The organism is Erysipelothrix inopinata (assembly GCF_014396165.1).
In the GTDB taxonomy this organism is placed as follows: Bacteria; Bacillota_I; Bacilli_A; order Erysipelotrichales; family Erysipelotrichaceae; genus Erysipelothrix; species Erysipelothrix inopinata.
The window spans coordinates 2,077,190-2,090,213 of sequence record NZ_CP060715.1; the positions used below are offsets into that span (position 1 = coordinate 2,077,190).

A 13,024-nucleotide genomic window follows, 5' to 3' on the forward strand; every position below is an offset into this window, starting at 1 on the left:
TTCCCTTCTTAGTACAGACTATCGTCATGTACATATATAATTAAATATACACGCAAAATTCGATACATCGATGTATTCAAAACGAAAATAGAGTGAGTATTATATGAAGATTATGAAAGATTTGTGAAACGAAACTTTAAGGTTCTCCTCCTAGTAGTTAAGAAGAGCACTGATTAGTCTTGTTATTACTAAAGATTTCTAGTGAAACAAATATATCTAAAATCCCAGACGTGATATGATTTGATAACAATAGGTTCTATATATTGATACTATTAAATAAACGGAGGCACAATTCATGATCTCTAAATCAAAATCAAGATTCCAACAATTCATCAGAGCAATATTAATTATTTATTATTGGTTTGTTTGTACTGCTGCACTTATTACACTGAGTGAGAAACTGAATTTCAACTCACAAATTGTATCAATCATAGCTTTTTCAATATTAGTCCTTTCTATTATTATTTTTGGTCTTAATATTATTTGGTACCAAAAAGATGATAAAAAAACTACCATTAAACTTACAAATAACGATTTAAATATCTTAGTTAAAAAGAATTTGTGGATAGTTTCTCTAACTAGTCTGTTACTTTTAGTCGTATATTGGATGATGCAAGTTAACTACCAATTGGAATACTTCGCAATTCTTGTATCATTTGGTCTTGTGCCGCCACTTGCGTGGTCATTCATTAAAATGGTTAGAGCTAAAACGATTCTAAATCGTCGTGAGGAATCGCTTTAATAGCAAAGCTTAAAAGAAGGGTATCAAGCGATACCCTTCTTTATTTCAATGCTTCTACTCTTTTAAATCTAAAATTTTAAATCGGTCTGCAATTTCTTTATACATACTTTGAATCATGGTTTCATCAATAATCATTCGTGCAGAAACTATGTGTATTTGGTTATCATAGATATCCTCGATTACTTTATACAATACCTCTTCTATTTCATCTTTACGAAGCTCATCCATTTGTGATGGAAGATAAAGAAGTCCTGTATGGAGTCTCAACTCTACGAAACTATCATAACTCAGTCCTTTATCCACTGATAATGGTCGATTAAGAAGACTATTTTTGATGAGATCACCATTTGAATCTATATAATCAGCATATAGCATTCTTTTGAAAATACGATATTCCGGCAAGTTATCTCTGTATCCATATAATTCATCAGAATATTTTTGAGTTTCGGTTAGTCTTTCCAACAAGGCATCAAGAATTACTTTATCGAGTGGTTCCATCATCTCACCTCTTTATAGATCTATTATACCCCTGACTGCGAACAATAACAATTTTACTCCCTCCAACAAGTTTAAGCCTTACAAATCCTTCCATAAAGTAAAATACCAACACTAATCTCTTAAACTTAGGTATTAGAGTTGGCATTGTATTTGTTTCACTTCAAGACAAATCAATTATTTAATCAATGTTTTTCTTATTTCTTTTTTCTAAAAGTAGTAAACCTAATCCACTTATAATTAATGCTGATGTAACCATCATGAGATAATTCGAAACTCCTGTATTAGGAAGAACTATTCCTTTAGAGTTTTTCTCCCATTGTGCATATAAATTTGTATCTTCGATAATGTTGAAGGTTGAAGCTACATCATAATTGATGCCTGATCCATCTGCTTTAGTATTCCAACCCATAAATTTATATCCATCGTTAACTAATGTGTTTTCATCAAATACAGTTACTGTTGCATTGACATCATATTTACTATTGTCTGTAGGAACCACACCTGATGTATTACCATTTCCATGATAGGTTACAGTATATTTCAGCGCCACTAGTTCAAGTTCCCATTGTGCGTATAAATCTGTGTCCTCTGTAATGGTAAAGATTGATCCTACATCATATTTTGTTCCTGATCCGTCTACTTGAGTATTCCATCCCATAAACTTATAGCCTTCTTTAACTAGATTATTTTTATCGAGTACTGTGACTAATGCATTTTCATCGTATTCAGTACCATCTACAGGAACGAGGCCTGATGTATTACCGTTTCCGTAATAGGTAACAGTATATTTCAGTGCTACTGGTTCAAGTTCCCATTGTGCGTATAAATCTGTGTCCTCTGTAATGATAAAGATTGATCCTACATCATATTTTGTTCCTGATCCGTCTACTTGAGTATTCCATCCCATAAACTTATAGCCTTCTTTAACTAGATTATTTTTATCGAGTACAGTAACTAATGCATTTTCATCGTATTCAGTACCGTCTACTGGAACGAGACCTGATGTATTTCCATTTCCATAATAGGTAACAGTATATTTCAGCGCTACTGGTTGAAGTTCCCATTGTGCGTATAAATCTGTGTCCTCTGTAATGTTGAAAGTTGAGTCCACACCATAATTGATGCCCAATCCATCTACTTTAGTATTCCAACCCATGAATTTATATCCATCTTTAACTAACGTACTTTCATTAAGTACAGTTACTGTTTCATTGACATCATATTCACCGCTATCTGTAGGAACTGCCCCTGATGTATTACCATTTCCATGGTATGTTACAGTATATTTATCGGAAACAGGTGCCCAAACCGCGTATACTTTTGGGGTTGATCGTGTAAGTTTAACTTCCGTCACTATTTGATCGACTGAACGACTATTATCTTGTTCACGTGACCATCCAACAAAAGTATATCCTTCCCGAGTCAATTCTAAATCACTGTTATTAAGTACTGGAACAGTTTTCTCTAAATATCCAACTTGGTAATAATTAGTGATTAAACCTTCCTCGTTTGTTGTATAAAATTCAGTTCCATCATACTCCCCAAGTGGTGATAAATTGAATTCTCCACCATTTGCATCATATTGTATTGAAGCAATTTGGATTGATCCGTGATCTTTATCACGTGGTAATCCTCTTTGACCGATACTTCCTAATTCAGCATTCCCTTTATAGGTATTATCTGCGATACTACCAGGTCTTATCATTACAGTTGGTATTACTTCATTATCAGTTCCTGCATGGATGTGTGATTCGTTAAATGCTAGCTTTAGTTGTGTAACTCCTAACACCTCATATAGAGCATCGTCAATCGTTGGATCATTAGAAATATTAATTACATTTCTATTTCCTAAATCGATGGAAGTACTATTACTCACATCTTTATACATGCTTTGTTCATTAATACTTCCGTTAGCATCAAAGACCTGATTAGCTACAAAAATATTTGCATCTAACGCTACACTTGGAGCTAGTAAAGAACTTTGACTTAAGCCGATTGCACCACCTTGTTGATCCTTATCGGAAGATTCATCACCACTTTGGTTTGATACAAAAGTTGAGGTTTTAACCGTATTACTTGAAGTTGATTTTGAACCCCCTCGATAATATTGAATTGCACCACCTGACTTATCTCCACCACTCTTTCCTCTTGCAACATTTTCTACAAAAGTTGAGTTAGTAATTGAAGTTTTCAGTTTTCCTTTACCACTTGATTCGAACAATACTGCGCCACCATCATCGTTCGCTTCATTTCTTATAAATGAAGTACCATTGATATCAACGATTCCATCACCATTATACACACGAACATAAATTGCACCACCATCGTCTGCCGCACTTGTTGGTGATGTAACATCTCCCAACGCTTTATTTTCTTCAAAGATAGACTGATTAATAATTATTGAACCAAATAAATCATTGATTGTAATGGCTCCGCCACTTCCACCAAGAAGACCTGTATTCTTAGTTGTATTGACGTTATTTCTAAATACTGAGTTTTCTATGATCATCGTTTTACGGTAATTTTTTGATGAAATAGCACCTGCTTCATATCCGTATCCAGAACCGTGATTATTCTCAATAGTTGAATTAGAAATCGTTAATGGAGCATTTTCATTAACTTTAATAGCAGATGCATTACCTACACCCTTGTTATTAAAAATGTGCATTCTATCTAAATGTGAATCGACACCAATATATATTACAGAGTTTCCAGAATTATATACTGAAGAATTTTTAAAGATTAATGAACCAGATGTTCTACTATCTTCAAATAAGTATCCATTTCTACCTTGCCCATCAATATTAATATTTTTGATTGTTAGCGTACTTTCCTTGTTTCCTATTATCTTAATGTTTCCTGAATTCCATACCACACCGTTTCCATTAATTGTAAAAGATACATCAGGAACGGTAATAGTGATTGGTTCAGAAACAAAATCAGGTGCGAGAATTAATTCTTGTCCTTCTTCTACTATTTCAATTGCAGCTAAAAGCTCTCCCACATTAGAAATCGAACTAATATTAACCTTATCATCTTGGACTTGACCCTCAATATTCAACTCAGTCGAATTATCACTAACATCTCCTTTATTTGAAATTAAATTATCTGACATATCAGATTCATTATTTGTAATTTCCGAAGTATTATCTTTTTCTATAATTTCATCTATCGATTCTACTGGGACTTCTAGATCAGTAGAATCTGATTCATTACTCATTTCATCTTTTTCAATTTGCTCTGTTTTTTCATTTTTTTCATCATCAGGTAAATTTAAATCTTTGTCTTCGTTTACATCATTCTTATTTTGACTAATATTTGCACTTTCTTCTATAGTGTTCTCCTGCGCATGTGCATTTGCATAAGGAACAGATAGCGATACGATTCCAACAGCAAGCAGTGTTATGATTGTTTTTTTCATAATCAAACCCTCTTTCTTGCCTTCATTCTACAATTTCTGTCTTTTTAAGATGAGTGTGATTGTATAAAACATAAAATAAATGTTACCAATAATTCCAGGCAAATATCTATAAAAATATACTTCTAAAAACAAAAACTCCAATTATTAAAATTAGAGTTCACTAGTTAGATATTTCCCATTTCCCAAAGTAACATCTAAAATATTTTATTCAATTTGATGCCGAAGCGAAGCTCATTTTTAATAATTAAAAAAACTGAGATTCATTTAGATAAGAATAATAATCGGATTGAATAAATTTTCTAAACCGGTAATTACTTCTCTACTTTAGGAGCATTCCTTTTATCACTTCTTGATTTAAAAAAGGAAAATAATAAAAATGCAATCCAGTTTGACGCTAAAATAACTTGAAGTATAAACACGATGTGAAGAATATTTACATTTGGAAATTGTATTACTACTAACAAAAATATACTAATGAAACAATAATATATTAATTGATAAAAAATTGTAGTTCCTACTGGGCTGGTTTCCGATGGATCCAATACTGAGTTTAATACATAGAGAAGTATCAAATTATAGAGGTTAGCAAAAGGAGCAAACATAAAAAGTGCAAAGATTGTAAAATCTACTTCACTAACAGTTGAGAAGTATTTAAAGTAAATCAGAATTGGTATAAGATATAATACAAATGTTCGTTTGATATACCGAAAAAAATATTTTCATGCGTTTAGATTCCCCTCCGAATATACTAATTGTATGCTATTCAACAAGCCTACTTCAAGTTTCAGTGATTACTATTCATAAATGTATCCCCATGGTATCCCCATCGAAAAAAAACGCATCAAAAAAACCCACTGATATGTGGGTTGATTTCTTATTGGTGCCCCAACACGGTCAAAGTCGAACTTTGAATTGAGGACTCGATCCATATGCAATGGATCATATCTGTAATAATATTATACCATGTATTTATCCTAATACAACCATTAGATTATTTTTCATCAATCACCACTGAATTATTATTGTTATTGCCGTTTTTCATATGAAACAGCAATAAGTCTTATCATAGAAGCAAAGCCTATCTACGATTGAGCATTAAGCTAAACTGAGTATTAATCTCGGTTATTCAAGATACTTGATCCATAATTACTTTTCTAAAAAACAGATGAATCATAAGAAAAAAAGAAACTCTATAAACTGTATCTCTCCGGTACTCCTATTAAATTAGAGATTAAGTGACCACTTGGATGTTTAGTACGTGACAACAGAATGTAAATCAGTTGCATTATCTCATGATAATTAGTTTTATCAGTGCATAGCTATTGACAAGCACAAGACTAATTTTTATATACTACCATGATAAGCAAATTGCTTTCAACTACCACGATATTATTTAACGGAAAATTATGTGTTATTAATACCAGACACAGTTAATTCAAAATGAGAATAGTACTGAGCACGTTTCCTTTATGAAACTATTCAGACTACATCTCCTTGATCGACCGTGTTATTTATTTGGAATATGACATCAAATTACATGACAAGGAAAAACACGACATAATAGCAATATATCGAGAAATCTTTGTAACGATAAAGAAAGCTATTTTAGTTGATTTAAGTTTTATTTACTTGGTGTTTTTCGTTTTTGTAGAACTGAACCATTTGTCTTTTAAAATCCTCAGTATACTCTCGTCGTTATCTTCGTGTCATTGTGTAATCTCTTGCTTTTCTTGAGTTTCCCACGGACTCCTTATCCTTTTGTGTCCACTAGAGTGTCACACATCCAACGCTCATACTTTGCCATCATAAAATACCAAGGTTTATGTGCTGACCTACGATTACTTAAACAGAAAATTTGAGGACACTGATGACTTAATAAAGTAATTAAGAAAAGAGTATTCGTGTGTTGTTTACTTTTGGATTTTATAGGAAGAGTATTGCTTATTAATAACAGGATATTACCATTGTAAATACAAAAAGCTCCGCCATAATTTAATATGATGGAGCCGCAACTCAAAAATAATATTGAAGTTCACCAACATTAGATTTTTACGATGCCTGAAATAATCTTCTAAAATGAGGCTACTTCTGAATTTTGTCGGAATAATTTCACTCAAATTTAACGATAGTACCAGTTATAGGCAATTATCGATAATAACTTATCTCATAATTTGTACATTCGCTCTAACTTTGAATGGTGTTATACACCCCATAGCCTGTGCATTTGCCATAGCGTTAACAGCTATTCCCTGTATTGCTGGATATGAAGTGTCATAAGTGTAGTCATATACGTCAGAAATAATAAGCTCTCCATAAACGGATGCTGGTTTGTACGAAAACTTATTTATCGAATAATATAAGTCTCCTGATGTAAATCGACTACTTCCGGCAATTGGCCACTTTCCTTTAACGGATGACCACCAAGATGTAGCTCTAATTTTATTTACGTTTCCACTTCCAAGATAATACACATTATTACTTGATGTATTTTTTGAAGCATAAACTAACAAGTCAGCAGATAGAGTATATCCATTATTTCTGAACCAAGTAACAATAGCAGCAACATTAATATTATGTCCTACACATCTACTGGTTATGACGGATCTACTATCTTGTCTACTAACCAAATTTGATTGTTGATTAATCATCTCAGTAACTGATTCTACCTGAATTTGGAGTTGGTTGATAATTATTGGATCTGTTTCATCTATAAGTCGTTGATTGTACTCATCTCTAAGATTCTCTAGAGTAGTTAAAACATCTTCTTTTGTAATTTCCGCTTCACCCATCTCCTTCAAAATAGCAACGGTTTCATCAGCAACTGTACTTTCATTGTCTGCGAAAGTAGGTGTTGAAAGCAAAGTAAAACTTATAAACAGTGAAAAGACTAATATCGAAAGTTTTCTTTTTTTCATAAAATGCCCTCCTAGTGTACCTCAGTTAATTCCTTTTGTTTTTAAGTGGGCTTTACACTCCTTTCTATCCGCCCTTTTTACTATCATAACTAAAGACAGCGATTTTTCCGTTCCCCATAAAAAAGTAATATTCAAGCTTATAGTCCTCTTGTGAGCTTAACGTAAAGATTGAAAAATACATAAAGTCCCCTGATTCAATCCGCTTATATGCATCAAGATCAGAGAATGAAGAAAAATTCTCTATAAAGTATGTTTTATCGAAGTTTTGAGATGGTTGGGGCTTCCAAGTGTCAGACAACTCTTGATAATCATAATCATCAAGTAATATTAGACTATAATAATCAGAGTTGTCTAAGAACCCTTTATTTTTTTTCGACTCAATTACCTCAAAATTAAAATGGATACGTTTTTCAATTATTTTAAAATTGGTATCTTCAGCAGAGAAATAAAACCATAAAAATACTCCTATTAAAATTAGACTTGTTAAAATTAGACTTGTTATAATTAATTTAGCCTTTTTCATAGTTACCTCACATTTAGTTTTATGATTATATTCTTTAAATTATTTGCGGTAAGAAACTGACATAATCAATCTTCTTTTCTATCTTTAGATTAACATGGTACTCTGATTATTTCAATTGAAATGAATTGTGTATACGCTACTACTTAACTAAAAGTACTGTAGACAGGATTATTATTGTTATAGTCGGAATTTATCGATATAAGAAGTATAATTTTCATTCAAATATATAAACGGATGAATAAATACCCTGTTTTTTCATCATAATTTATCATATTAAGTGCAACACTATTCAATAGAATTAGCCACTATCGTTTTACGACTAGGAAAACTTGGATTTATTACCAGTTCAAAATTATTATTGTTTAGCTCATAATAGTCTCTAAAATAGAGTGGAATTCCATTTTCAGAAAAAAAATCCAAATTACTAGTAGCTTGAATGTGGATATGCGGTTGTATTGAATTACCTGAATTTCCACATTCACCAATTTTTTCTCCAATTTTTACTTTTTGGCCTTTTTCTAAAGTAATCGTATTATTCTTAATATGTACAATACAAATGAATCCATCTGAATCACTATTCTTGATAATTACGTAATTCCCCGCGATTTTTGTAACCCCATTTTTAATTCGCTGACCTTGTTTTAATAGATATGGTATTCCAGTAAACAGTGATCTTCTTACTACATTATCGCTTTCTCCGTTATGCACCTCTACTATACATCCATCAACAGGCGACAATATATCCTCACCAAAGGCGTAAAAATCTTCAGGATTTTCCTTATACAATAGACTTCGCCAATTATAGCTCTTACTTACACGTTTTTTATCGTTAACTTTTACAAAATCATAAGCATAGCCTACCCCAAAGTTGAAAGTTCCGTGACTAGGAACTTTATAGGCTGGTGTTGCTGTTGCTATCCATTTTCCACTAAATGGAAGTTTCCCTGTAATAGAATTTATCATAATTGAATCCTCTTTACTCTCTATGAGTAATCGTATCATTTTACACACGTATTTGATACTAACTAAATATTTTTCTGATAGAATGATAATTAAAAAAAATGATATGTTCATTTATTATTGTAATTTCTAGTGACTATAACAAATAACTTGACTCTATTTAAATATTAAGTTCTTTTGGGTACTTTGGTTAATAATCAAAACATAAAAAAACCTACTAATTAGTAGGTTAAGTATTAATTTTGGTGCCCGAGGACGGACTCGAACCGTCATGAGTTTTACCTCGCTGGATTTTGAGTCCAGTGCGTCTACCGATTTCACCACTCGGGCGTGCTCATTAATAATATAGCAATTCCCTATTAAAATCAATATATTTCTTATAATTGATTGTGTAAAATAGGTGGGGGAATACAAAAAGCGATAACTCGCTTATAATGGTTTTACTACAAACTATTAGAAAGTGAGCTATCGCCATGACTATTTTACCACAATTTGAATTATCCAACACCTTAAAAAATTTATTTGTGTCTATCCAGGAATCAACGAATTACCTTTTAGAACCTACCAATCAAGAATTTACGATCCGTAATTACTCTCAGTTTATTGAACATACTTCAGAATGGCTTCGCATTGCTGCTTGTGACTATCTTGTTCAAAACTTTGAACTTCTTGATTTAAAATTTAAGAATTCCGCACTTCGTAAAAGAGATTACTATGTTCACCAAACACGTGAACGCACCCTTATTACTGTATTTGGAGTCGTGAAGTTTAAACGAACTATCTACAAAGATAAGACTACAGGAAAAACCTTTATCTATGTCGATCGCAAACTAGGTTTACCTAAATATGATCGCTATGACCCATGCGTAAAGTGCATGATTGTGGAGACTTTTGCGAATCAAAATTCAATGATTAAAGTCGGAGAGCAGATTGGTGACAGAATCTTTTCTTCTTTCTCAACGTCTCAGCATCGTGAACATTATCGTATATCAAGACAAACAGTTTATAATACCGTTAAACGTCCCTTGCCGTCACTGTCTGAACTTTGTGAGCCTAAGCCTACACCAAGTCACTTATACATCATGGCCGATGAAAAGTATGTTCATATGCAACGTAATGAATCTCAGTCTGTCATGGTCAAGTCAGCTGTAATTTTTGAAGGTATAAAAGGACCTCAGAAGCGCCGTCAATTGATTAATAAAATGGTTTATTCAGGAACTGAAAGTAATTTCTGGAATAGTGTATATGACCTCTTATCAATCACGTATGATATGGATAAAATCAAGAATATTACCATACTCGGAGATGGTGCTTTATGGATTAAGTCAGGAACTCGTGAATTTTCTCATAGTAGCTTTGCCCTTGATAAGTTTCACTTTAAACAAGCACTTAATCATATCACCACAGATAAACCTACAAAAGAAATCCTCGCCTCCAATATAATTAACGGAAATACTGAAACCTTTAATCAAATCATTCAAACCTTGATAGATGGTACAGAACAATCAAATCGTCAAAAAACAATAGAAGAAAAATGTAATTATATACTACGCAATACTCTTGCGATACAGTACAGCTACAACGGCTTGAAAATAGGTTGTAGTATGGAGTCAGCTATCAGTCATAATCTCGCTTCTATATACTCAAATAGACCTAAGGGATACTGCAAAGAAAATTTAAATGCTTATCTTAATCTAAGAAACTTATTCCTTAACCATATCGATATTAGAAACTTATATTTAGATTCAATAGATCCTAAAAGTATAAAACAAAAAGAAGCCAAATATGACTTCTCGATGTTCGAACAACGAAATGCTTACGATAAATCCTCGAGTTCAAGATGGCTTAAGGCACATATCAGCAGAAATTAAAGAAACCATTATTTTCCCCCACTTATTTGACACTAACCTTATAATTTCATAAATATAATTAGAAATATTATATGAGAATTCAAGTTGATATTGCTTATCTAATTTTGAGTTGCAAATTAATTGTTTTTAACTCAATTATTTATTACTATTAATATTAGTTTGATTATCAAACTAAGTGAGGTAATACAACAAATGATAAATAAAATAATTGAAAATTTAATTCAAGGTAATCGACGTTTTGAATCGGGTTCTATTACTCCAATTCAATACACTCAAGAAGATTTTCTATCTTTTGACAAGGAGCAACACCCATCAGTGGCTGTCTTAACGTGTTCGGATTCGAGGCTGTCTCCAAATATTGTATTCGATCAAAAGCTTGGCGAACTCTTTGTCATTCAGAATGCAGGTGCATTTTTGGATGATACAACCGCTGCAAGCCTTTCTTTCGCGGTAGAAGTGCTAAAGTGTTCTACGGTAATTGTAATGGGTCATACGCATTGTGGCGCCGTCAGTGCCGCTCATGCTCATACTATCCCTACAACGACACTTGCATCACCTGTACATCAGATTGAAAGAGTTATTGGCAGTTCAGAATCGGTGACGAAAGCCGTCGCAACTTGGACTGATTACACATATCAAAAAACTTGCGACCTTTCTTTTATAAAAGAAAACAATGTCGTCGTCGCACAAGCAATCTATGACATTGGTTCAGGGCATGTAGATTTTATACAAGATATGTAGCAATTATTGTAACACCCCATAAACTTAACGCATAGAGCGACATCGTAAGAACAAGTGAAGACACTTGTTCTTCTTCATATCTTTGGTTATAGAGTTTTAGTAGTGGTATTAATAGCACGAGTACAAATTCATCACGTGTTACAAGATGAAACCCTAACTGATTTCCTAGAAATGCTATGAAAAATATTAACGCTGCATATTTAACATAACTTAAGTAGAGTGTTTTTTTTGTAAATTGTGTGTAGGTTAAGATCATAAAGAGTATCAGAATTAGCGAGTGATTTAGTTTAACGGATAAAGCTAATAAGAAAAGTGCTGCTATTGTTGGTAAAACTGTATTAATGATACGGTGCTTTTTAACTTCAAATTCAATAATATCAATCAGATATAAGATAATGAGACCTATAAAAATAGCTGGAAACAAATATTGATTTAATCTAATATGCGAATCAATCACAAATACATTCATAAATACATCACCTAGAAACATAATGAGTGACATCAAGAAGAATGTCGTGAGGTATTGTTTAATATTGTGAGAGAGTAAATAGCTTTCCACAGCTAAGTAAGCAAGGCCAAATCGTGAAATAAGCTGACATGTTGATACAATTTTTTCATAGGATTCAGGAACTACCCATGTTAAATTTCCAATAATCATTAGGATAATAATACAAAGTCTTAAGTGTTTACGATTCATGATAGATCCTCCACCACTATCCTATCAACTATCTCTCACTTTACTCATCGATTGTCCTAACACTAACCTAACAAAAATGAAAGAAAACCTCGGAACTTATAAATTCCGAGGTTTTATATAATTAATCAACAAACTTGAAGATATCTTCTGTTTGAGCGGTAACTGTTTCGCCTTCTTTTAGAAGTTCGATTTTTTCACCTGATGTGAAGATGACTGGGCTAATTGTAGGTTTTCCTTTTTCTTTTATGAATTCAATATCCATAACAGTAAGGATGTCTCCTTGTTTTACTTTATCACCTTGTTTTACTTTAGGTGAGAAGCCATCACCATTGAGCTCAACAGTGTCAATTCCGAGATGAATTAAAATTTCTTTTCCATCTGCAGTTGTAAGTCCATATGCATGTCCTGTTGGAAACACTAATGTAACTTCCCCGTCAACTGGAGCATAAATATTATTTTCAGAAAGTTCAACTGCGAAGCCGTCTCCCATCATTTTTTGAGAAAAGACTTGATCTGGAACTTGTTCTAAAGACACAACTTTACCCGCACCGATTGATAAAAACTTTTGATTTACTGTTGATTTTTTCTTGCCAAATCCAAACATATTATCACACCATCCTATTGTTGTTTACTCTCTTATTTTATCACAAAGTTTC

Annotated in this window: 10 protein-coding genes and 1 tRNA gene; 3 read left to right on the forward strand and 8 right to left on the reverse strand. The window is 32.6% G+C overall.

Going from position 1 to position 13,024, the window contains the following annotated elements:
* The first annotated feature begins 295 nt into the window (after window positions 1–295).
* Window positions 296–742, forward strand: a complete 447-nt coding sequence (locus H9L01_RS09950) for a hypothetical protein (protein ID WP_187533798.1) — start codon at window positions 296–298, stop codon at window positions 740–742.
* A gap of 54 nt (window positions 743–796) precedes the next feature.
* On the opposite strand, the gene H9L01_RS09955 is transcribed toward H9L01_RS09950, so the two are convergent.
* The 6 genes from H9L01_RS09955 to H9L01_RS09980 all read right to left on the reverse strand — a co-directional run bounded on the left by H9L01_RS09955 (window position 797) and on the right by H9L01_RS09980 (window position 9,389).
* A complete protein-coding gene (locus tag H9L01_RS09955; RefSeq protein WP_223151026.1) occupies window positions 797–1,240 on the reverse strand; it encodes a hypothetical protein in 444 nt (147 codons plus the stop codon).
* Window positions 1,241–1,418: 178 nt separating this feature from the next.
* A complete protein-coding gene (locus H9L01_RS09960; protein WP_187533800.1) occupies window positions 1,419–4,661 on the reverse strand; it encodes an InlB B-repeat-containing protein in 3,243 nt (1,080 codons plus the stop codon).
* Window positions 4,662–6,820: 2,159 nt separating this feature from the next.
* Window positions 6,821–7,576: a hypothetical protein gene (locus tag H9L01_RS09965; RefSeq protein ID WP_187533801.1), complete on the reverse strand. Its 756-nt coding sequence runs from the start codon at window positions 7,574–7,576 to the stop codon at window positions 6,821–6,823.
* A 64-nt stretch (window positions 7,577–7,640) separates the two neighbouring features.
* The gene (locus H9L01_RS09970; protein WP_187533802.1) at window positions 7,641–8,099 is read right to left on the reverse strand and encodes a hypothetical protein; all 459 of its coding nucleotides are present in this window, start codon (window positions 8,097–8,099) and stop codon (window positions 7,641–7,643) included.
* Window positions 8,100–8,384: 285 nt separating this feature from the next.
* The gene (locus H9L01_RS09975) at window positions 8,385–9,062 is read right to left on the reverse strand and encodes a M23 family metallopeptidase (RefSeq protein ID WP_187533803.1); all 678 of its coding nucleotides are present in this window, start codon (window positions 9,060–9,062) and stop codon (window positions 8,385–8,387) included.
* Window positions 9,063–9,302: 240 nt separating this feature from the next.
* A tRNA-Leu gene (locus H9L01_RS09980) sits at window positions 9,303–9,389 on the reverse strand.
* A gap of 143 nt (window positions 9,390–9,532) precedes the next feature.
* On the opposite strand from H9L01_RS09980, the gene H9L01_RS09985 reads away from it, so the two are divergent.
* Together H9L01_RS09985 and H9L01_RS09990 are read left to right on the forward strand one after the other, a co-directional pair.
* Complete coding sequence (locus H9L01_RS09985; protein WP_187533310.1) at window positions 9,533–10,930, forward strand: UPF0236 family transposase-like protein; 1,398 nt, start codon at window positions 9,533–9,535, stop codon at window positions 10,928–10,930.
* A 192-nt stretch (window positions 10,931–11,122) separates the two neighbouring features.
* On the forward strand, window positions 11,123–11,671 hold the full coding sequence (locus tag H9L01_RS09990) for a carbonic anhydrase (protein ID WP_187533804.1): 549 nt from the start codon (window positions 11,123–11,125) through the stop codon (window positions 11,669–11,671).
* Here H9L01_RS09990 and H9L01_RS09995 read toward each other — a convergent pair.
* Both H9L01_RS09995 and H9L01_RS10000 read right to left on the reverse strand, forming a co-directional pair.
* Entirely contained in the window at window positions 11,655–12,368 is a 714-nt protein-coding gene (locus H9L01_RS09995) for a hypothetical protein (protein ID WP_187533805.1), read from the reverse strand. The two genes, H9L01_RS09990 and H9L01_RS09995, sit on opposite strands and share 17 nt — an antisense overlap.
* A gap of 121 nt (window positions 12,369–12,489) precedes the next feature.
* Complete coding sequence (locus H9L01_RS10000; RefSeq protein ID WP_187533806.1) at window positions 12,490–12,972, reverse strand: PTS sugar transporter subunit IIA; 483 nt, start codon at window positions 12,970–12,972, stop codon at window positions 12,490–12,492.
* Window positions 12,973–13,024: the final 52 nt, after the last annotated feature.